The sequence below is a fragment of the Pseudomonas sp. LBUM1671 genome, assembly GCF_059695685.1.
In genome coordinates this window covers 3397225-3419284 of the sequence record NZ_CP166782.1, presented here as the reverse complement: position 1 = coordinate 3419284, position 22060 = coordinate 3397225, and the positions used below count along the sequence as shown (strand labels likewise).

The following is a 22060-nucleotide window of genomic DNA, read 5'->3' as shown; positions in this document are numbered from 1 at the left end:
CAGGGGATGTGTGGTGGTTTGGAGATTAGCGATCGGAGGGCCACCATGTTGATTTCAGTACAGGCACTGCGCGCCGTCGCGGCCTGGACGGTGGTCTGCCACCACTTCATGCAGATTTTTTTCGACTTCCAGGCCCGAGGTCCGGTGGGGCAAATGTTCATCGATAAGGGCGCGGTGGGCGTTGATATCTTCTTTGTCATCAGCGGGCTGGTGATTTTCCTGTCCACCGAAGGCAAATCGCTGCCGCCCGGGCGTTTTCTTCTGTATCGACTGTTTCGCATCGTTCCGGCGTACTGGCTGTACACGGTGCTGATGGCGCTGGTGGTCGTGTTCGCACAGCCTGTATTGCCGGATCAGACGATCGACTGGTCGCATTTCCTGCTGTCGCTGTTGTTCATTCCCACGGAAAACCCCGGCGGCTACGGGATTTATCCGACGCTTAATGTCGGCTGGACGCTGAATTACGAAATGCTCTTCTACGTGCTGTTTGCCTGGGCATTGCTGTTTCGCTTGCAGGTTCGGCTGCTGATTGTTGGCGCGCTGTTGTTTGCGGTGTGTCAGGCCTGGACCGGATATGGCTGGATCAGCGAGTTCTACCATTCGGACATTGTTTATGAGTTTCTGCTGGGGATCGCCATCGGCATGATTTACCGGCGCGGCTGGATCAAACCCGGTTTCTGGCTGCCCTTGCTGGGGATTGGCGGCGCCTTGCTGGCGATTTATAACCTGGCGCCGCAGCCGCGTTTCCTGGCCTGGGGCGTGCCCAGTGCGGTGTTGGTGATGGCGTGTATGGCGCTGGAACGCTTTTTCGAGAACACCCGGTTGTTCAAGGTGCTCGGCGATTGTTCTTACTCGGTGTACCTGATGCATGTGCTGGTGCTGTCTGCTGGTGGTTTTGTCGCACAGCGTTATGGGGTAAATCCCTACGTGATGTTCGCTGTTTGCGTGCTGACCATCGGCGTGGCCTCCTGGGCAAGTTACGAATTTGTGGAAAAAAGCAGCTATCGGTGGCTTAAAGGCTGGATTGACGGCGAATCGGCAAGCAACGCTGTCCCGGCTCTTTCCCGACAAAAATACTAGGACTTTGTACGGCGCGATGATTGGCGTAAACTGCGCCCAAGCCTGCGAGGAGTTTCCATGACCGCTATTACCATCACTGACGCCGCCCACGATTATCTGGCTGATCTGCTCTCCAAGCAGAACACCCCGGGTATCGGCATCCGCGTCTTTATCACCCAGCCTGGCACCCAGTACGCCGAAACCTGCATTGCCTACTGCAAGCCGGGCGAAGAGAAACCTGAAGACACCGCGCTGGGGCTGAAAAGCTTCACCGCTTACATCGATTCGTTCAGCGAAGCTTTTCTGGACGACGCGGTTGTCGACTATGCCACCGACCGCATGGGCGGCCAGCTGACGATCAAGGCGCCCAACGCCAAAGTGCCGATGGTCAACGCCGACAGCCCGGTCAACGAGCGTATCAAATACTACCTGCAAACCGAGATCAACCCGGGGCTGGCCAGCCACGGCGGTCAGGTCAGCCTGATCGATGTGGTCGAAGACGGCATCGCGGTGCTGAAGTTCGGCGGCGGTTGCCAGGGCTGTGGCCAGGCAGACGTCACCCTTCGCGAAGGCATCGAGCGCACCTTGCTCGAGCGCATTCCCGAGCTCAAGGGTGTACGCGATGTGACTGACCACACGCAGAAAGAAAACGCCTACTACTAAGGTGTTCGCTGCGAAATGAAAAAACGGCACCCGTGAGTGCCGTTTTTTTATGGGTGATCGATTATCTGTGAGTGAATGGACTTACCTGTGGCGAGGGGATTTATCCCCGTTGGGCAGCGAAGCGGCCCCCTGCATTCTTCCGGGTGCACCTCGCAATCAGGTTTAGCGACGGCTTCGCCGCCGAACGGGGCGGTGCGACGTTTCGCTAAATCCCCTCACCACAGAGCCACTTATCTCAGCGTTGTGCTTGGCTCAGGGCCTGTAGAGATGCGCATGCCCCGCGCGATACAGCGACGACTCGCTGAACTGATCACTCCCCAACACCCGGCCCACCAGAATCAACGCCGTACGCCGAAACCCTTTCGCCGCAACCTTCCCGGCAATGTCCTCAATCGTCCCGACGACCCAATCCTGATCCGGCCAGCTCGCCCGGTGAATCACCGCAATCGGGCAGTCTGCGCCGTAATGCGGCAGCAATTGGGCGATGATCTTTTCCAGATGCTGCACGCCCAAATGAATCGCCATGGTCGCCCCATGCTGCGCCAGGCTACCCAGCTCTTCACCGGCCGGCATCACGGTCTTGTCGGCATAGCGGGTCAGAATCACACTCTGTGAGACGTCGGGCAGCGTCAGTTCCGCCCCCAAGAGCGCCGCACACGCCGCCGTCGCCGTGACCCCGGGAACGATTTCAAACGCAATCCCGAGTTCACGCAGATAGCGAATCTGCTCACCAATCGCTCCATAAAGACTCGGATCACCCGAATGCACCCGCGCCACGTCCTGACCGTTGGCGTGGGCGGTTTTGATCAGTTCGATGATCTGTTCCAGGTGCAACTCGGCGCTGTTGACCACCTGTTCGGCACAATGGCCTTCGAGCACCGCGGCAGGCACCAAAGAGCCGGCATAGATGATCACCGGGCAACTGCGAATCAGCCGTTGGCCTTTGACGGTGATCAGTTCCGGGTCGCCGGGACCTGCGCCAATGAAGTAGACGGTCATCGTCCGTTCCTTTGAATAGAGAGTCTGTTGGAAAAAGGGCTCGGGCAACGCCTGATATGAAGATTGCTCATGATCGGAGGCGGGGATTATCGGGGATCTTACGCAACGCAGGCCAATGCGAGGGTGGCCTGGGCATATTTTTGTCGCGAAATCAGCAGTTTCGCCGGTGCCTTGGCCAGGTGTTCGGCCAGGGCCAGGGCGGCACTTTCCGCCACGCCGTAGCAGCCGGTGCGTTCGAACGCGATGTCCGAATGGTGGCTGAGTTGCGGTTTGTAACCTTTCAATTGCTCACTGCTGAAATACATCAGCGGCAACGCGAGTTGTTCGGCGAGTTCGACCAGGCCAGGCTCATCACGCTTCAGGTCGATGCTGGCCAGGGCCTTGATCTGGTGAAGTCCGATTTTATGAGCCTGCAGTGCCTGATCGAGTAACGCCCGCAGCGTGCTGGCGGGGCAGCCGCGCTGGCAGCCCAGGCCGACCACTAAAGTCGGCGCTGTGCGGGTATCAATCATGCGTGGTATTGGCCAGCGCTTTTGCGGCGGAACAACCAGGCGCTGATCAGGCCCAGGGCCAGCCAGAACGCGACGTTGGTCAACTGCGAAGCGATTTTGAACTGCGTCTCCAAGGCTTCCGGAGCCAGCATCGAGTGCACTTCCGGTTGTGGCGCGCCGATTACGTGCGGAACGGCGAGAATCGCCACGCCGAGGATCTTCATCAGCCAGTGGCGGCTGAACACAATCAACGCAATGCCGACGGCGGTGGAAGCGGCCGTACAGATCCACCAGAGTTGCCGTTGGGCCAGATCAGCCGCGGCAGTGCCCGGCAGTTCAGGCGGCAGGCCGAGGGTCGGCGCGAGCACGAAGGTCGCGTAACCGGCCAGGCCCCAGAGCAGGCCCTGAGAGGTTTTGGTCGGTGCACGCAAGGTGTAGAGACCGGCGAGCATCAGGGCGAAACCGACAGCCACCACCAGATTGCCACCCGTGGTCGACAGCAGGCGCTGCCAGCCGTCTTCCGGCTCCCAGGCTTCGGCGTCGTGAGTGTGAGCGGCGACACCGGCGGCGTGTTCGTGGACTTCAACCGCGGCCGGCTCGGATTTTTCGTAGGTTTCGGCCTGCAGAATCAGCGGTGACACCCAGAAACTTTGCAGTAGGGTCAGCAACAGGGCGGCCAGCAGCCCGCTGAAACCTGCGGTTTGCGCAATACGCTTGATCATGTCGACAGGTCTCAATGGCACGGGAAGGCGGAGCTGTGACGGGTATCGTGCGCGGCGTTGTGCACCGCTTCGATGTGCGAGAAACCGGCGAAATAGACGAGACACGCGCCGAGGATCGACGCACACACGGCGGCGGTCAGGCGTTGGCTCAGGGTTGTGGTGGTGCTGGCGGTGCTGTGGCCGGTGCTGCTGATGATCGACATGGCGCTTCCCTCTGGTCTGTCAGCGGGTGAATAGAGCGCATGGAAGACCCCTGCGAGTCGGGCACGCAGAGGCTCAACAGCGCCCGCCCACCGCGGGTTTGTTATTCAGTGATCGTAGTGGTCACTTTGTGTTGCGGGCCGGTCTCCGGGCTCACGAGGGGGGCTGGCTTTCGCCGGAACCTGCAAGCATCACCTTCCCATGCCGAACTGCTGGCACAGTGGATCTGACGCTTCGCTCGCTTACCGTTGCGGGGGCAGCACCGGACTGACATGGCTTTGAGTAAAGCACATGATTCACCGGTTTCCCGTTTCACCCTGTGAAGGGCACCCGTAACAAGGCGTGTAGGAGAGCATGGGCGGGGGTTTGGCGTCAATTGCCATGGGTTCTCATCTCTGAGGCGAGGAGGACTCCTGTGGCGATGGGATTTATCTGTGGCGAGGGGATTTATCCCCGTTGGGCTGCGAAGCGGCCCCCTGCATTTCTTCAGACATACCCCGCAAACAGGTCTTGCGACGGCTTCGCCGCCGAACGGGGATAAATCCCCTCGCCACAGGTAAGCCTCCTCCCACAAGGGGCTAATCAACTGACGGACATTGACCCGCCCCCACACGATGCGTAGCCTTGCGCTTTCGAGGTTCTTCGGCATTTGCCGAAGCTAAGAAGGGAACGCGGTCGATGCCGCGGCTGCCCCCGCAACTGTGAACGGTGATGTTCGCTGCCACGCCACTGCAAACCCTGTCCAGCGGGTTCGCGGGAAGGCGCAGCGAATGCCAATCTGCATTTGGCACACCGTCAGCCAGGAGACCTGCCTCGACACAGATTCTCACTACAACCGGGCGGGGTGATCCGGTGGCGAACTCTTCCGCGCGCGCCCGTCGCTGCGATTGTCGTCCCGTATGCCCGCCACCTTGCCAAAGGGCATCCGATGAAAACACTGGCCAAACTCCCCGTCACCATCGTTACCGGCTTCCTCGGCTCGGGCAAAACCACCTTGCTGCGGCACATGCTCGACAACGCGCAGGGCCGCCGCATCGCGGTGATCGTCAACGAGTTTGGCGAGCTGGGCATCGACGGCGAAATCCTCAAGCAATGCTCCATTGGCTGCACCGAAGAAGAAGCCAACGGCCGCGTCTACGAACTGGCCAACGGCTGCCTGTGCTGCACCGTCCAGGAAGAATTCTTCCCGGTGATGCGCGAACTCGTCGCCCGTCGCGGCGACCTTGATCACATCCTGATCGAAACCTCGGGCCTGGCCTTGCCAAAGCCGCTGGTTCAAGCCTTCCAGTGGCCGGAAATCCGCAGCGCCTGCACCGTTGACGCAGTCATCACCGTGGTCGACAGCCCGGCCGTTGCCGCCGGCACCTTCGCGGCTTTCCCGGATCAGGTCGATGCCCAGCGCAAACTCGACCCGAACCTGGACCACGAATCGCCGCTGCACGAGTTGTTCGCCGACCAACTGGCCAGCGCCGACCTGGTGATCCTCAACAAGGCCGACCTGATCAGCCCTGAAGATCTCGCCCGTGTGCGCCTGGAAGTCGCCGAAGAGCTGCCGCCCGCCGTCAAAGTCATCGAAGCCAGCAGCGGACGTGTGCCACTGGACGTGTTGATCGGCCTCGGTGCCGGTTCCGAAGAACACATCGACAGCCGTCACAGCCATCACGATCACCACCATGAAGGTGAAGACGATCATGATCACGACGCCTTCGATTCCATCTCCATCGAACTGCCGCAAGCCGACGAAAGCCTGCTGCTGGACGCGCTGACCCAACTGGTGGTCCAGCACGGCATCCTGCGCGTCAAAGGTTTCGCCGCGATTCCGAACAAGCCGATGCGCTTGCTGATCCAGGGCGTGGGCACGCGTTTCGACAAGCATTTCGACCGTCAGTGGGGCGCCGAAGAAGCGCGTACCACGCGCCTGGTGCTGATCGGCCAGGAACTGGACGCCACGCTGCTTGAAGCGCAATTGCGCGCCGCGCTCAGCGTTTAAGCCATGCACCTGCTCAGGACCCAGCCCGGCGGTTTCGTGTCGGATGACAACATTGCCGACCTTGGACAAACCCCCGCCGAGTTGGTGATCCTGTGCAGCGGCGATTCCAGCCTGGCGTTGCTCGCCGAAGCGGCGCAGCAGTTGCCCGACGATTACCCCAGCGTGCGTCTGGCCAACCCGATGCAGGTGCAGAATCACGCCTCGGTCGACCTGTATGTCGACGAAGTGCTGCGCCATGCCAAGGTGATCCTGATTTCGCTGCACGGCGGCATCGCCTATTGGCGTTACGGTGTCGAGCGTCTGGTGGAGCTGTCCCAACGTGGTGTGCAACTGATTCTGGTGCCCGGCGATGATCGTCCGGACCCGGAGCTCAGTGACCTGAGCACCGCGATAGCCGAAGACCGCGACCGGCTTTGGCAGTTTTTGCGTCAGGGCGGCATGGCCAATGCCCTGGATTTCTTCCGCTGTCTGGCCAATCGCTGGCTGGATCGCGACTACGCCTGGGCCGAGCCGCAAACCCTGCCGCGCACAGCGATTTACCATCCACAAAAAAGCCCCGCTGAACTGAGCGATTGGCAAGCCGACTGGCAGGCCGGTCAACCGGTGGCGGCGGTGCTGTTCTATCGCTCGCATTTGCAGGCGGCAAACACTGCGTTCATCGATGTTTTCTGCCAGCGTTTGCAGGCGGCGGGTTTGAATCCGTTGCCGATTGCGCTGGCCAGTTTGAAAGAACCCGGCTGCCTGACGGTGGTCGAGGACCTGCTGGACGAAGTCGAGGCGGGGGTGATTCTCAACACCACCGGCTTCGCGCAATCAAGCCCTGAAGCGCCGCATTTGCGGCCGTTTCGCCGCAACATTCCGGTGATCCAGGCGATTTGCGCCCAGGACAACGAGCCGGGCTGGCTCGCCAGCGAACAAGGTCTCGGCCCGCGTGATCTGGCGATGCACATCGCGCTCCCGGAGCTGGACGGACGGATCATCAGCCGACCGATCAGCTTCAAGGACCTGGCGTGGCGCAGTGAGCGCAGTCAGTCGGACGTGGTGTGCTATCGGGCGCAACCGGAACGCATGGATTTCGTCGCCGAACTGGCGCGGCGCTGGATCGATCTGGCGCGGGTGCCGAACAGCGAAAAACGCATCGCGCTGATCCTCGCCAACTACCCGACCCGCGACGGGCGCATCGGCAACGGCGTGGGCCTCGACACCCCGGCTGCTGCAATGAACATCCTGCGTGCGCTGCACACTGAAGGTTATCCGCTGCCCGCCGAGTTGCCGGAAAGCGGCACTGCGTTGATCCAGCAATTGCTCGGTGGCGTCAGCAACGACCTCGACACGATTGACCAGCGTCCCTGTCAGCAAAGCCTGGCGATGGACGACTATCGGGCGATGTTCAAGGCCTTGCCCGAAGCCAATCAGCAAGCCGTGCTGGAGCGCTGGGGCACGCCTGACAGCGATCCGATGTGCCGCGACGGACGCATGATGATCGCCGGGCTGCGCTTTGGCCTGACTTTCGTCGGCATTCAGCCGGCGCGGGGATATCAGGTCGACCCGAGCGCGGTGTATCACGACCCGGATCTGGTACCGCCCCACGGCTATCTGGCGTTCTACTTCTGGTTGCGCAACACCTACGGCGCTGACGGCGTGATTCACGTCGGCAAGCACGGCAACCTCGAATGGCTGCCGGGCAAAGGCGTCGGGCTCTCCGAAAATTGCTGGCCGGATGCGCTGCTCGGGCCGTTGCCGAATATCTATCCCTTCATCGTCAACGATCCGGGCGAGGGCGCCCAGGCCAAGCGTCGCACCCAGGCGGTGATCATCGACCACCTGATGCCGCCGCTGACCCGCGCCGAAACCTACGGCCCGTTGCGCAACCTTGAGTTGCTGGCGGACGAGTATTACGAAGCGCAGTTGCTCGACCCGCGCCGCGCCCGGGAATTGCAGCGCGACATCCTGCAACTGGTGCGCGACACGCACATCGACCGTGAACTGCAACTGGACGAAAAGCTCAACAGCGACGCCGATGCGGCGATCTGGTTGCCTCGGCTGGACACGTACCTGTGCGACTTGAAAGAGTCGCAGATCCGCGATGGCTTGCACATCTTTGGCGAGTCGCCGACCGGGCGTTTGCGCATTGATACGTTGTTGGCGCTGTTGCGGATCCCCCGTGGCGATGGTCGTGGGGCGCAATCGAGTCTGTTGCGGGCGTTGGCCAAGGCGTTCGAGTTGGGGTTTGATCCGCTGGATTGCGCGTTGGCCGAGCCATGGACCGGACCGCGCCCCGTTGAACTTCTGAGCGTTACTGATGAAGTGTGGCGCACGACTGGTGACACACGCGAACGTCTCGAACTGTTCGCCGCCCAACTCATCGCGCATACTCTGGATACCGACGCCGAACCCCGTGAGAACAAGCTTCTGTGGCGAGGGGATTTATCCCCGTTGGGCTGCGAAGCGGCCCCAAAAAATGGGACTGCTACGCAATCCAACGGGGATAAATCCCCTCGCCACAACAGCCCGCTCCCACAGGAGGCACCCTGGTCTGAAGTGAGCGCCATCCTCGACAGCCTGTGCGAAGTCGTCGCCCCACGCCTGGACGCCTGCGGCCCCGCAGAAATGCGCGGCCTGCTCGATGCCCTCAGCGGTCGTTTCGTCCCGGCCGGTCCCAGCGGTGCGCCGAGTCGCGGTCGTCTGGACGTGCTGCCCACCGGGCGCAATTTCTACTCGGTGGACGTGCGCAACCTGCCAACCACCACCGCCTGGCGCATCGGTTTCCAGTCGGCGAACCTGATTCTCGAACGGCATTTGCAGGACCACGGCGATCACCTGCGCCAGCTCGGCCTGTCCGTCTGGGGCACGGCGACCATGCGCACCGGCGGCGACGACATTGCCCAGGCCATGGCCTTGATGGGCGTGCGCCCGGTCTGGGCCACTGGCAGTCAACGGGTCGACGACTTTGAAATCCTGCCGCTGAGCCTGCTCGACCGCCCGCGCGTGGACGTGACCTTGCGCGTGTCCGGGTTCTTCCGCGATGCCTTCGCCAACCTGATCCGCCTGTTCGACGCCGCCGTGCAAGCGGTCGCTGCGCTGGACGAACCGGACGACCTCAACCCGTTGGCCGCCAAAGTACGCGCCGAGCGTGAAGCGTTGATCCAGGCGGGCCTTGATGAAGAAGCGGCCAAGCGCCAGGCCGGCTGGCGCATCTTCGGCGCCAAGCCCGGTGCTTATGGCGCAGGTGTGCAAGGCGCCATCGACGGTCGCTTGTGGCAAAGCCGCGAGGACCTGGCCGAGGTTTACCTGAATTGGGGCGGCTACGCTTACGGCGGGTCCGATGAAGGCACCGCCGCTCGCGAACAATTCGCCCAGCGCCTGAGCCAGGTTCAGGCTGTGCTGCAAAACCAGGACAACCGCGAGCATGATTTGCTCGATTCCAACGACTATTACCAATTCCAGGGTGGCATGCTCGCCGCCGTGGAAAGCCTCAGCGGCGAAGCGGCGGCCAGTTACCATGGCGATCACAGTCAGCCAGACTTGCCGAAGATTCGCACTTTGAAGGAAGAGCTGAATCGGGTGATCCGCTCCCGGGCGGCGAATCCGAAGTGGATCGACGGCGTGAAACGTCACGGCTATAAAGGCGCGTTCGAATTGGCAGCGACGGTGGATAATCTGTTCGCGTTCGACGCTACGACCCAACTGATCGACGATCATCAATACGCGTTGCTGGCGGATGCGTATTTGCTCGATCCGGCGACCCGGGATTTTGTCCGCGAGCATAATCCCCACGCGCTGCGCGACATGACCGAGCGCATGCTCGAGGCGCAACAGCGGGGGATGTGGCAGGAGCCGGGCGCGTATCGCGAGGCACTGGAAAACCTGTTGCTGGACATAGAAGAAGACAGCTGAAATGGATCTGTGGCGAGGGAGCTTGCTCCCGCTGGGCTGCGCAGCAGCCCTAAAACCTGAATGCACATTTTTTCAGGCATTGCTTAGTGTCAGCATCTACGGCTGCTTCGCAGCCAGACGGGAGCAAGCTCCCTCGCCACAGGTTTGGAGTATGTTCTTGAGATCGCTTTTACCGACCATGACTGAGTATTGAAGATGACCGACACCCCCCATTTCCCACTCTCCGCCGTGGTCGGCGCCGACGATCTGAAACTCGCCCTCTATCTGACCGCCATCGACCCGAAAATCGGCGGCGTGCTGATCGAAGGCCCGCGCGGCATGGCCAAATCCACCCTGGCCCGAGGTCTCGCGGATCTACTCGCCAGCGGTCAATTCGTCACGCTGCCTCTGGGCGCCACTGAAGAACGGCTGGTCGGCACCCTCGACCTCGACGCCGCCCTGAGCGAAGGCCGCGCACAATTTTCCCCCGGCGTATTGGCCAAGGCTGACGGCGGTGTGCTGTACGTCGATGAAGTCAATCTGTTGCCCGACCACCTCGTCGACCTGTTGCTCGACGTGGCCGCCAGCGGCACCAACCTGATCGAGCGCGACGGGATTTCCCATCGGCATTCGGCGAAGTTCGTCCTGATCGGCACCATGAACCCGGAAGAGGGCGAACTGCGGCCGCAACTGCTTGACCGTTTTGGCCTGAACGTCGCCCTCAGTGGTCATACAGCACCGGCCGAACGCGGGCAGATCATCCGTCGGCGTCTGGATTTCGACAGCGATCCCCAAGGTTTCTGCGTCGAGTGGGAAAGCCAGCAACAGTCGTTGCGTGAACGTTGCCAGAAGGCGCGCAGCGCATTGGCAAGCATCCCTCTGGATGATGCAGCACTGGCGCAGATCACCGAGCGCTGTTTTGCCGCCGGTGTCGATGGCCTGCGCGCCGATCTGGTCTGGTTGCGCGCGGCCCGGGCCCACGCCGCCTGGCGAGGAGCGGGTGCGATCAGCGAGGAAGATATCGACGCCGTTGCCGAGTTCGCCCTGCGTCATCGCCGTCGCGAACCATCGCCTCCGGCGCCGCAACACAATCAGTCGCCCTCGGCGCAGCCTTCCAGCCCGAGCGAGGGCCAGGGCCAATGGGGTGAAATGCCCGCTCAGGCGCTGCCGGTCGGCGCCCGCCGTGAAGTGCCGAGCTGGCCAAAAAAGCCCTAGGCATTCGCCCTCGATCTGACGCGGGGGCGAATGCCAGACCCCGCGCAGGACGGCTGGATAACGGCAAACAGGGCAAGCGTCACGCCGCGCGCAGCGGCTCGATCAACTGGCCCGGCACCTTGCTCAATGGCCGGCCGCGTCAGCGCAGCGATGTGCTGTTCCACCTGCGCACCCGTTGCCCTCATGAACTGTGGCTGGTGATCGTTGACGCATCGGCCTCGACTCGCCGTCATCAGGCGCTGAGCGATGCCAAGGGGTTGCTCGCGCAAGTGTTCGACGACGCGTATCGCCAGCGCGCGCGCCTGGCTTTGCTGACCGCCAGCGGCCAGGCGCCGAAGTGGCAGGTGCAAGGCTTGAAAGCGTCGACGGGGTTGCGTGCCTGGCTCGATGGCTTGGGTGCGGGCGGCGGTACGCCGATGTTGGCTGCGCTGGGCGAAGCGGGGCGCTGGCTTGCGGCGCGACAAAAACGCTTTCCGGCGGAACAGCAAAGGCTGCTGCTGGTGACCGATGGGCGATTGAAGGAATGGCCGGGGTTGCCGGTTCTGGATTGTCCGGGATTATTGATTGATATCGAGCGCGGGCCGATTCGATTAGGGCGGGCCAGACAGATGGCGGCAGAGTTGCAGGCGGATTATCGGCACATTGATGAGCTGGTTTCGGGCTGAAAGATGTGTTGTCTGCAAGGGCCCCTTCGCGGGCAAGCCCGCTCCCACAGGGATCTGCGGCGCTCACAAATCCTGTGGGAGCGGGCTTGCCCGCAATGGCATCACCTCGATTTCCGATATTCATGGCGAATCCACATCGCTCCCCTATGCTCTGAATGCATTCGATCAAAGGAATGAATCATGCGCGTACTGGCCGTCAACCCCCAGAACGACTTCCGCGTCAAAGCCTACGCCGGCACCAATGGTGTGCTGTTGGCCATGGACGTGGCCGAACCCCGTCGCAAAGGCCTGCTGGGTTTCGCCATCGAAAAACAGCAGGGGAGCAAGCCCTGGCTGTTTTTGTTCAATAGCCTGACGTTCCCGGGCAAGGCCCATACCTTCCCCCAATATCGCGCCACCCCGAGCGATATCGCGCCGTTGCAGAAATTTCGCTGGGCCGATTACGCGGTCAATCCGGGGCTGACCATCCATTACCGAATCTATCTGGCCTACGGCAGCGTCGATGCGCCGCAACTGGGTGAGTTCCTGGAGGTGACGGTCGTTTCCGATGACGGTCATCCCGGCAACCAAAGCGTCAATTTCAACCGCGCCGTGGCTGCCAGCCAGGCATTCCAGCGCAAGTTTCCCGAGCTCGACACACTCCTCAGCGGCCAAGACAGACTGCCCATCGAAGCCTGGCCCGATGCCCCGCGCCAGTGGCTGGAGAACGGGCTGCTCGGGCGTTTGCTGGGGTTTATCGAGCGGGCCGTCGATGGCCAGTGGGCACTGGATATCGCCATCTACGAGTACCAGTTGCCGGTGATTGTCGAGGCGGTGAACGCGGCGCAGGAACGGGGCGTGGACCTTCGCGTCCTTTATCACGCGCAACCAGACGAAGACACCACCGCCATGAACGAGGCGAGCCTGGAAAAGATCCCGGCGGCGAACAAGCGCGGGCGCGTCACCCACAGTATTTTTCACAACAAGTTTATGGTCCTGAGCCGGCTCGACGGCGCGGGTCTGCGTCAGCCTGAAGCGGTGCTCTGCGGCAGCACTAACTTCACCCCTAACGGCATCTACCGCCAGGCCAACGTGGTGCATGTGCTGGACGATTCTCGGGTCGGCGCCAGCTACCTGCAAATGTTCGAGCAGGTCTGGAACACACCGGCGGATGTCGGCGCCACGCGGCAATGGATCACCCAACACAACCCGATGGACCCGACCCAGCCGTTGTTCGCCGGATTCTCACCGCGCTCGGGGCAGGGCGACTTGCACGAGTTCGTCGACATCATCAATGCGGCGAAAAAAGACCTGCTGTTCGTCACCGCGTTCACCTTGCCCGACGCCATCCTCAATGCGTTACTCGGCGAACCCCACGACGACATTTTGCGCTACGGCCTGCAAAACTCCGCGAGCAAGATCACCGGATTTCACGCCGACCGCACCGCCGAGTTCACCACGGTTGCGCTGCTCAATACCGGCCTGGAAGGTTGGCTCCTGGAAAGCAAGGAAGGCCAGAAGGGCAACCTGCTGGTGCACACCAAAGCCATCGTCACGGATTTCACTAGCGATTCGCCGACGATCATCAGCGGCAGCCATAACCTCAGTGCGGCAGCCAGTCACAGCAATGACGAAAACTACCTGATCATCCGCGGCGATACTGACCTGGCGGACCGTTATGGTCTGGAATTGCTGCGGTTTTATGAGCATTACCGGTTTCGCTATTACGCGAAAAAACTGGCGCTCAAGCAGGTCAAGCCGTTGGCGGCGGATGACCGTTGGACTGATGATTATTATGTTGAGGGGAATTTGCGGCAGTTGTCGCGACTGCGTTTTTCCGGGCAGTAATCGTTGTCCTCACTGGCCCCATCGCGAGCAGGCTCGCTCCCACATTGGATCTCCTTATGACGAAGATCCTTGTGGGAGCTAGCCTGCTAGCGATGGGGGCGACACGGTTTCAGCGCGTCAGCGAAACAGATTAGTGCGCGCCAACTCAATCACCTCATCCCCACGCCCGCTCATCACCGCTTTGAGCATGTACAAACTGAACCCTTTGGCTTGTTCCAGCTTGATCGACGGGGGCATCGCCAGTTCCTGGGTCGCCGTTATTACGTCCACCAGCACCGGCCCGTCATGGGCCAGCGCCCGGCGCAAGGCCGGTTCCAGCGCCTCGGATTCCTCGACGCGAATCCCCAGAATGCCCATGGCGTTGGCCATCGCGGCGAAGTCGGGGTTGTGCAGGTCGGTGCCGGTGTCCAGCAGTCCGCTGGATTTCATTTCCATCGCCACGAAGCCGAGCGAGGCATTGTCGTAGACGATGATTTTCACCGGCAGCTTCAGTTGCGCCAGCGAGATGAAATCCCCCATCAGCATGCTGAAACCACCGTCGCCGGACAGCGAAATCACCTGTCGCCCGGGAAACGCCGCTTGCGCGCCGATGGCCTGAGGCATCGCGTTCGCCATGGAGCCGTGGTTGAACGAGCCGAGCAGTCGGCGCTGGCCATTCATTTTCAGATAGCGCGCGGCCCAGACCGTCGGCGTGCCCACGTCGGCGGTGAAGATTGCATCGTCATCGGCCAGCTCGCTGAGCAGGCGAGTGAGGTATTGCGGATGAATCGGCCGACCCGGCGCCGACGGTTGAGCCAGGTCATCCAGGCCCTGACGCGCCTTTTGGTAGTGTTTGAGGGATGACTCGAGAAAGCTGCGGTCGCCCTGATAAGGCAGGTGCGGCAGCAACGCGGCGAGGGTTTCGCTAACGTCGGCGGCGATGCCCAGATCCAGCGTAGTGCGGCGGCCGAGGGCTTGCGGGTCGTGGTCGATCTGAATGATGGTGGCGTCGGTAGGATAGAACTGGCGATAGGGAAAGTCAGTGCCGAGCATCACCAGCGTGTCGCAGTTGAGCATGGCGTGATATCCGGAGCTGAAGCCGATCAGCCCGGTCATGCCGACGTCGAACGGGTTGTCCCACTCCACGTGCTCCTTGCCGCGCAGCGCATGCACCACCGGCGCGCCGAGGGCGTCAGCCAACGCCACCACCTGATCGTGGGCGCCCGCGCAGCCAGCGCCACACATCAGGGTCACGGCTTTGCTTTGGCTCAGCAATTCGACCAGCCGATCCAGGTCCTGAGGCGCGGGCAGGGTGCGCGGTTTTGAGAGCGCCGGCCAGGGCTTGAGGTTGTCTTCGACTTCCTGCAGCGCCACGTCACCGGGAATCACCACCACCGCGACGCCGCGATTGAGGATGGCACTGCGCATCGCCCGATGCAGCACCTGAGGCATCTGCGCCGGATTGCTCACCAGTTCGACGAAGTGGCTGCATTCCTTGAACAGTTCCTGCGGGTGGGTTTCCTGAAAGTAGTTCAGGCCCACTTCTGAGGATGGAATCTGCGCGGCGATGGCCAACACCGGCACATGGTTTTTGTGGCAATCGTACAGCCCGTTGATCAAGTGCAGATTGCCCGGCCCGCAACTGCCGGCGCACACCGCCAGTTGTCCGGTCACCGCCGCGTCGGCACCGGCGGCGAACGCGGCGACTTCCTCGTGGCGCACGTGCATCCACTCGATGCTGTCCATAGTGCGCAGGGCCTCGGTCAGACCGTTAAGGCTGTCGCCGGTCAGGCCCCAGATGCGTTTGACGCCGGCCTGTTCAAGGGTGGTTGCCAGTTGTTGGGCAAGGTTGATTTTCGCCATGGGGTGCTCCACTGATGAATGAATTGTCCTCGCGATTAAAAGAGGACAACACGGTGGCAACCATGACTCACCCGGATGTGTGATTACTTGCCCATCGCCTGCCGGTACTGACGCGTGCGCCGGGCGATGTACAACTGATCGAGGATCAACGCCCATATCGCCGAAACCTGTGGCCGGGTCTTGCGCCCACGGCTCAGGCGATGCAGCTGGAATTTCACCACGGCCATGCTCGCCAGGGCCGCCAGCGGTTTGCGCTTCCAGCGGATCGGCGGCAATTGCGGATGGCTGTCCTGGCCTTCGCGCCAGCGCCTGACCAGCTGCGGTTCGATGGCCAGCGCCGTGCCGATACCGGCCATGGCGATGCCGCTATCGAGCACCTGTTCGACGATGGCCAGGCGTCGAATCCCACCGGTCACCATCACCGGCATACTCGCGACGCTGGCCAGTTCGCCGGCCATTTCCAGAAAGTACGCCTCCCGCGCCAAGGTCCTGCCGTCGCGGGCTTCGCCTTGCATGGCCGGCGCTTCGTAGCTGCCCCCGGAAAGTTCCAGCAAATCGATGTTCTGATCGTTGAGCCACAGGATCACTTGCCGGGCGTCGTCGGCGTCGAAACCGCCGCGCTGGAAGTCCGCCGAGTTGAGTTTTACCGCCACACAAAACTCTGGCGACACGGCCTGGCGAACGGCGCTGACCACGTCCAGCAGCAGACGGGCGCGATTCTCCAGGGAACCGCCCCAACGGTCCGTGCGGCGATTGGTCAATGGCGAGAGAAACTGGCTGAGCAGGTAGCCGTGCGCGGCATGAATCTGCACGCCGGTGAAGCCGGCTTTTTCCGCCAGTGCAGCACTGGTGGCGAAGCGCTGGATGACCTCGGCGATATCGCTTTCCGACATCGGTTTGGGTTCGGCAAACATCTTGGAGAACGAACCCAGGTCCAGCGCCACGGCCGACGGTGCCCAGGCTTGCTGGCCGAGGTTGGCCATGGTCTGCCGGCCAGGATGATTAAGCTGCACCCAAAAGTGCGCACCGCCGGATCGGCCGATGGTCGCCCACTGCCGGAACTGCTCAAGATGCAGCTCGTCTTCCAGCACCACGCCCGCAGGGCCGGTCATGGCGCGGCGATCGATCATCACGTTGCCGGTCAGCAACAGGCCGGTTTCGCCCTCGGCCCAAGCTTGATACAGCTGAAACAGCGCGCTGGACGGTGCTTGCCCGGTGTCCGCGAGGTTCTCTTCCATCGCGGCTTTGGCGATGCGATTGCCGAGGGTCTGGCCGTTGGGCAAATTAAGCGTTTGGAAAGGCGACATGCTTGACTCCTCATCAGTGATGAGTAGAGGCTAAGCTTAAAGTTAACTTTAATGTCAAGCAGGCAAATGAGGCCGAGATGAAGATTGGTGAATTGGCGCAGTTGAGCGGGTTGAACGCGTCGCGCATTCGGTTTTACGAAGCTCAGGGCCTGATCCGGCAAGTGGAACGCCTGGCCAACGGCTACCGGCGTTACCCACCGCAAGTCCTGCAAACCCTGAAGATCATCCAGTGCGCACAGCAGGCCGGGTTCAGCCTTGAAGAGCTGAAGTTATTGTTGCCGGACACGGTGACGGGTGAGTTCAAGCACGATGAACTGGTGGCGAGCCTAGGGCGCAAAGTCGAACAGATCGAAGCGATGCAACTGCACCTGGCTCAGAGCAAGGCGCAGTTGCTGGAGTTGATCGATAACATCCAGGCACGGCCCGAAGGAATGGCCTGCGGTGAGAATGCCGAGCGGGTGCTGGCGTCGATGAAGCATTAGTTCTGACCGAGGCAGTTTTCGCCAAAGGCCTGGTAACGCAGGACGTGTGTGGTGCCTGCAGTATCAATGTAGGTCATCTCCCGAGGCAGGGGACCGCACCCATCGCTGCTGGTCATTTTGAGCACTTTGGCGATATGAAGCGGGGTCGAATACTTATAGTCCTCGACTTTCGGCGTGCTGGAATTGTCGATGGAAGCGGCCGCTGCAACACCGCTCAGACTGATGAGAAACAGGGCGGACAGGATGCGTTTCATGATGGGGCTCTCGTAGTGGCTACTGAACGATTTCAGTGGCAGTACGACGAGCCCCGTCGGGGTTTATTCCAGGCCCAGGGAAAAACTTTTCTGCGCCGGGATCGGATTGCGCATCAAGGTGCCAACCACCAACGCCCCCAGCAAGGCCAGCAAACCGGCGACCAGAAGCAGCAGGCTGAAGCCACCGACGAACGCCTGGCGTGCCAGCGGCTCGACCAGCGCACGCGCGGTTTCCGGAAGCAGGTTCATCGCCGCGGTCATGTCACCGGCGACCACCCGTGAGGCAATGCCCTTGGACTGTCCGAGCCATTGCGCGTCTTGCGCAGACAGGCTGGTGCGCAACAGCAATTCGGTATGACTGGACAACAACGCACCGAAGACGCCGATGGCCAGCACGATCGCGCTGAAACGCATGGTGGTGCTCATGCCTGAGGCCATGCCGGTGCGCTCGCGGGGCACGCAGACCATGATGTTTTTTTGCGTGTCGCCGTTGAGCAGGCCGGCACCGGCGCCCGTCACGGCAATGGCCAGGGCGAAGGGCAGGTAGCCGCCGCTACTGACGGCCCAGGCGCTCAGCAGGTTGCCGCTGCCGACCAGGGTCAAACCCGCCGCCATCAGCGTCGCAGGTGCAAAACGATGGGCAAGGCGAGCGCCGATGCGCGGGCAAATCAACATGGTTACGGCAAACGGCAGCATCCCCAGCCCCGACGCGATAGCCGAGAAGCCCAGGCCGTTTTGCAGGTAGAACGGCAACAACGTCATCATCACCTGGGCACAACCGGCGTAGGCAAACATGCCGAGCAGGGCGCCGATGAAACGCGGATGCCTGAACAATTGCAGGTCGACCATCGGCCGCTGCTGCATCCGCTCAATCAGCACGAACAATCCCAACAGCAGGGCGCCACCGATGAGCCGGGCGTAGGTGAGCGGGTTGTTCCAGCCGATGCGGTTGGCCTCGATCAAGCCCCAGATCAGGCACAGCAAACTTGCACTGAACGCCAGGCTGCCCCAAGGATCGAGGCGCGCCGACTGGGTGTCCCGGGATTCCGGCACGGCGCGCCAGACCATGAACATCAGGAACGCGCCCACCGGCAGGTTGAGGTAGAAGATCCAGCGCCATCCCACATATTCGGTGATCAGCCCGCCGACCGTCGGCGCAGCGGTCATCGCCACGCCCATGCACGCACCCCAGAACGCCCAGGCCTTGGCCCGTTCGACTTCATCGTGAAAGGTGTGGCCGATGGAGGCCAGGGCCGACGTCAGCAACAACGCTGCGCCGACACCCTTGACCGCCCGCGCGATGTCGAGGAACAACGCCGTCGGCGCCGCGCCGCAACCGATGGAGGCCAGGATGAAGATGCCCAGACCCCAAAGCAGGGTTTTCTGCCGGCCAAAGCGGTCGGCGATGCTGCCTGCCGGCAACAACAACGCTGCGAACGCCAGCATGTAGGCACTGACCACCCATTCGATGTCGGCAAAGTTCGCGCCCAGGTCTCGTGCGATGGTCGGCAGGGTGACGGCGACGATGTTGGTGTCGAGCACGATCAGCGAGCAGACGCCGGAGGCTGTCAGCAGTGTCAGGCGTGGACTGACCCGGCTCATGGTGTGATTGCCTTTTGGGCAAGATCGATGACGGCGGCAGCGAAAAGAGGTTTGACGTACATGAGGTTGGCTCTCTACTGTGATTGGCACTGAGCTTATCGCGATCGATTACAGGCTTTATTAGCCTGTTATCGGGATTTCATTACCTTTGAGCTAATGCACCCATGGACATACGGCATTTCCGCTACTTTCTGGCCGTTGCCCGGCAAGGCAACTTTACTCGCGCCGCCGAACAACTCGGTATCGCGCCTCCGACGCTGACTCGACAGATCCAGGACATGGAGAACGAACTCGGCACGCGACTGTTCGTGCGCCAGACCCGTGAAGTCAGCCTGACCGAGGCCGGTGCCGCACTAATGATCGAAGCCGAGGCGACGGTGCGGCAATTCGAGTACGCCCAGCAAAATGCCCAGCGCGCCGGACGCGGCGATATCGGTCATATCGAACTGGGTTACGTGGCGTCGGCGGTGTACTCGGGGGTGCTGCAAAGGCAGGTGCAGGCCTTCAGTCGCGAGTGCCCGGACGTCAGCCTGAACGTGCGGGAAAGCCCCATGGCGTCATTGCCGACCATGGTGGTCGAGGGACGATTCGACATTGGTTACGTCCGCTCGCCCATGACTCTGCCTGACGGCCTGGAGGCCATTCGCCTGAATTCGGAAGGCTTCGTGCTGGCGCTGTCCACCGAGTCCTGGCTGTGTCATCTGCCGGACATCAGTCCCGAGCATCTACAAAGCGAGACGTTCATCCTGCCGGAGCAAATCAGCGGGACGTTGCAAGTCGCCGCCGAGGGCGGGTTTGCACCGAAACTGGGTGCGCAGCCGGGCGGGCTGGTGGCGGTGATTGCGCTGGTGTCGTTGGGGCAGGGCGTGGCGGTGGTGCCGGAGTCGGTGGTCGGGCATGTCGGATTGCCGGGTGTGTTGTACCGGGCGATCAAGGGCTGCGAGGCGACATCGTGGTTGTCGTTGATTCATCGGCGGTTCGAGAAGTCGGCAGCGGTGGTCAGGTACATCGAGCAAGTCAAAAAGCGCTGATTACAATTTTTGTAATGATTTCCAACTGTAGGAAATGTCGCTTTCGCCTGTACGATCCAAGGCCATATTCCTTTCAGGACTTGCATGAACACCCTTTTGGAGCCTCCCGGTTATCCTTTCTCCTCGCGCTTCCACGCGGTCTTGATGCACGCGAAACATCCGGTTTTCCGACTTCCGAATCCCCTTGTCACTTCACCGCCACGGCCTCTGCGTCGCGCCTTGCCGTGCCCGGCTTTCTGAATTTACTGAAGAGATCGAGACGTTTTTATGGAATGGATAGCTGATCCCACCGCATGGCTGGGGCTATTGACCTTGATTGTGCTGGAGCTGGTGCTGGGCATCGACAACCTGGTGTTTATCGCCATCCTGGCCGACAAGCTGCCGCCCGAGCAACGTGACCGTGCGCGACTCATCGGTTTGTCCCTGGCGTTGCTGATGCGCCTGGGCCTGCTGGCGAGTATTTCGTGGCTGGTGACCCTGACTCAGCCGTTGTTTGAGGTGTTTGACAAGAGCTTCTCCGGCCGTGACCTGATCATGCTGTTCGGTGGTGTGTTCTTGTTGTTCAAGGCCACCATGGAATTGCACGAGCGACTCGAAGGCCATGTCGGCCAGCGCGCTTCCAATGCGGTTTATGCGATGTTCTGGCCGATCGTGGCGCAGATCGTGGTGCTCGATGCGGTGTTCTCCCTCGATGCGGTCATTACCGCTGTGGGCATGGTCGATGAACTGGCCGTGATGATGATCGCGGTGATTATTTCCATCGGCCTGATGATCGTCGCCAGCAAGCCGCTGACCCGTTTCGTCAATGAACACCCGACAGTGATCATGCTCTGTCTGGGCTTTCTGATGATGATCGGCTTCGCGCTGACTGCTGAAGGCTTGGGGTTCCACATTCCGAAGGGCTACCTGTACGCGGCCATCGGTTTCTCGATCCTGATCGAGATCTTCAACCAGATTGCCCGGGCTCGCCGTAAAAAATCGGTGCAGGGCCTGCGACCGATACGTGAGCGCACGGCCCACGCCGTGATGCGTTTGCTGGGTGGTCGCACGCTCGCGGTGGAAGAGGTTGGCGAGGAGATTGCCGACATGCTGGACAACGGTGAAGCACCGAGCACAAGTCTGTTCGACCGTCGCGAGCGGGTGATGATCAGTGGTGTGCTGCAACTCGCCGAGCGACCGATCCGCACCTTGATGACCGTGCGCGCTGATGTGGATCACATCGACCTGTCTGATGATGCCGAAGCCATTCGCACGCGCCTGATGAATTCGTCCTATTCACGCCTGCCGCTGATTCGCGATGGTGCGGTGGATGAGCCGCTGGGCTTCGTGCACAAGAAGGAGTTGCTCAAGGAGTACCTGGCTGGTAACCAGCCAGGTCTTGAGTATCTGGCTCGCAAGACCATCAATTTGCTGGACAGTTACTCGATCCTCAATGCCTTGGAACAGATGCGCAAAGCCTCGACTCACATTGCGTTCGTGGTCAATGAGTTCGGTGACTTTGTCGGTGTCTTGACCATGACTGACATTCTCGAATCGATTGCCGGCGAGTTGCCGGACGCCAGCGAAATCGAGGGCCCGGATGTGGTCGAGGAGCAGGGTGGTTTCATGGTCAGCGGCGCGTTGAACCTGGCGCGGGTGCAACAGCGGACCGGTTTTGCGGCAGAGCCTACCGATGACTATCAAACCCTGGCCGGGCTGGTGGTCAGCCTGCTGGATCGCCTGCCGATGATCGGTGACAGCCACGAGTGGGAAGGCTGGCGGCTCACGGTGGCGTCGGTCGAGGAGCGGCGGGTGACGCGGGTGTTGCTGGTGCGCGCTGTTTAGATCGTTCCCA

18 protein-coding genes and 2 riboswitches are annotated in these 22060 nt (G+C 61.5%); of the genes, 10 read left to right on the top strand and 8 right to left on the bottom strand.

Going from position 1 to position 22060, the window contains the following annotated elements; translation table 11 throughout:
* The first annotated feature begins 45 nt into the window (after positions 1-45).
* Both ACA060_RS15635 and nfuA read left to right on the top strand, forming a co-directional pair.
* Positions 46-1080: an acyltransferase family protein gene (locus ACA060_RS15635; protein ID WP_497311696.1), complete on the top strand. Its 1035-nt coding sequence runs from the start codon at positions 46-48 to the stop codon at positions 1078-1080.
* Positions 1081-1137: 57 nt separating this feature from the next.
* Entirely contained in the window at positions 1138-1722 is a 585-nt protein-coding gene (nfuA, locus tag ACA060_RS15630) for a Fe-S biogenesis protein NfuA (RefSeq protein ID WP_497311695.1), read from the top strand.
* 252 nt (positions 1723-1974) lie between these two features.
* On the opposite strand, the gene cobM is transcribed toward nfuA, so the two are convergent.
* The 4 genes from cobM to ACA060_RS15610 all read right to left on the bottom strand — a co-directional run bounded on the left by cobM (position 1975) and on the right by ACA060_RS15610 (position 4137).
* A complete protein-coding gene (cobM, locus tag ACA060_RS15625) occupies positions 1975-2721 on the bottom strand; it encodes a precorrin-4 C(11)-methyltransferase (RefSeq protein ID WP_109632086.1) in 747 nt (248 codons plus the stop codon).
* Between the two features lie 98 nt (positions 2722-2819).
* Positions 2820-3233 (bottom strand): cobalamin biosynthesis protein, encoded by a 414-nt coding sequence (locus ACA060_RS15620; RefSeq protein ID WP_497311694.1) that lies wholly within the window; start codon positions 3231-3233, stop codon positions 2820-2822.
* Positions 3230-3934, bottom strand: a complete 705-nt coding sequence (locus tag ACA060_RS15615; protein ID WP_497311693.1) for a CbtA family protein — start codon at positions 3932-3934, stop codon at positions 3230-3232. The genes ACA060_RS15620 and ACA060_RS15615 overlap by 4 nt, the downstream gene beginning before the upstream one ends.
* An 11-nt stretch (positions 3935-3945) precedes the next feature.
* A complete protein-coding gene (locus ACA060_RS15610) occupies positions 3946-4137 on the bottom strand; it encodes a CbtB domain-containing protein (RefSeq protein ID WP_084322810.1) in 192 nt (63 codons plus the stop codon).
* 119 nt (positions 4138-4256) lie between these two features.
* Positions 4257-4484: riboswitch (cobalamin riboswitch) on the bottom strand.
* Positions 4485-4753: 269 nt separating this feature from the next.
* Positions 4754-4965, top strand: a riboswitch (cobalamin riboswitch).
* A gap of 98 nt (positions 4966-5063) precedes the next feature.
* On the opposite strand from ACA060_RS15610, the gene cobW reads away from it, so the two are divergent.
* The 5 genes from cobW (at position 5064) to ACA060_RS15585 (ending at position 13708) form a co-directional block, all read left to right on the top strand.
* Positions 5064-6125: a cobalamin biosynthesis protein CobW gene (cobW, locus tag ACA060_RS15605; RefSeq protein ID WP_497311692.1), complete on the top strand. Its 1062-nt coding sequence runs from the start codon at positions 5064-5066 to the stop codon at positions 6123-6125.
* A gap of 3 nt (positions 6126-6128) precedes the next feature.
* On the top strand, positions 6129-10022 hold the full coding sequence (gene cobN / locus ACA060_RS15600; protein ID WP_497311691.1) for a cobaltochelatase subunit CobN: 3894 nt from the start codon (positions 6129-6131) through the stop codon (positions 10020-10022).
* 195 nt (positions 10023-10217) lie between these two features.
* The gene (locus ACA060_RS15595) at positions 10218-11216 is read left to right on the top strand and encodes a magnesium chelatase ATPase subunit I (protein ID WP_497311690.1); all 999 of its coding nucleotides are present in this window, start codon (positions 10218-10220) and stop codon (positions 11214-11216) included.
* Positions 11217-11269: 53 nt separating this feature from the next.
* Entirely contained in the window at positions 11270-11881 is a 612-nt protein-coding gene (locus tag ACA060_RS15590) for a vWA domain-containing protein (RefSeq protein WP_497318258.1), read from the top strand.
* Between the two features lie 180 nt (positions 11882-12061).
* Entirely contained in the window at positions 12062-13708 is a 1647-nt protein-coding gene (locus ACA060_RS15585) for a phospholipase D-like domain-containing protein (RefSeq protein ID WP_497311689.1), read from the top strand.
* A gap of 117 nt (positions 13709-13825) precedes the next feature.
* Here the strand turns inward: ACA060_RS15585 and poxB are convergent, their stop codons facing one another.
* Positions 13826-15550 carry a ubiquinone-dependent pyruvate dehydrogenase gene (gene poxB, locus ACA060_RS15580; protein WP_497311688.1) on the bottom strand — a complete coding sequence of 575 codons (1725 nt, stop codon included), beginning with the start codon at positions 15548-15550 and terminating at the stop codon, positions 13826-13828.
* An 83-nt stretch (positions 15551-15633) separates the two neighbouring features.
* Positions 15634-16857: an NADH:flavin oxidoreductase/NADH oxidase family protein gene (locus ACA060_RS15575; RefSeq protein WP_497311687.1), complete on the bottom strand. Its 1224-nt coding sequence runs from the start codon at positions 16855-16857 to the stop codon at positions 15634-15636.
* A gap of 77 nt (positions 16858-16934) precedes the next feature.
* On the opposite strand from ACA060_RS15575, the gene ACA060_RS15570 reads away from it, so the two are divergent.
* A complete protein-coding gene (locus ACA060_RS15570; RefSeq protein ID WP_497311686.1) occupies positions 16935-17339 on the top strand; it encodes a MerR family transcriptional regulator in 405 nt (134 codons plus the stop codon).
* Here the strand turns inward: ACA060_RS15570 and ACA060_RS15565 are convergent.
* Positions 17336-17593, bottom strand: coding sequence for a DUF2790 domain-containing protein (locus ACA060_RS15565; protein WP_497311685.1), 258 nt, complete (start codon positions 17591-17593; stop codon positions 17336-17338). The two genes, ACA060_RS15570 and ACA060_RS15565, sit on opposite strands and share 4 nt — an antisense overlap.
* A 63-nt stretch (positions 17594-17656) precedes the next feature.
* Complete coding sequence (locus ACA060_RS15560) at positions 17657-19195, bottom strand: MFS transporter (protein ID WP_497311684.1); 1539 nt, start codon at positions 19193-19195, stop codon at positions 17657-17659.
* Positions 19196-19359: 164 nt separating this feature from the next.
* Between ACA060_RS15560 and ACA060_RS15555 the strand changes: the two genes are divergently transcribed.
* Together ACA060_RS15555 and ACA060_RS15550 are read left to right on the top strand one after the other, a co-directional pair.
* Entirely contained in the window at positions 19360-20226 is an 867-nt protein-coding gene (locus ACA060_RS15555) for a LysR family transcriptional regulator (RefSeq protein ID WP_109632061.1), read from the top strand.
* Between the two features lie 267 nt (positions 20227-20493).
* The gene (locus ACA060_RS15550; protein WP_497311683.1) at positions 20494-22050 is read left to right on the top strand and encodes a TerC family protein; all 1557 of its coding nucleotides are present in this window, start codon (positions 20494-20496) and stop codon (positions 22048-22050) included.
* Positions 22051-22060 lie beyond the last annotated feature (10 nt).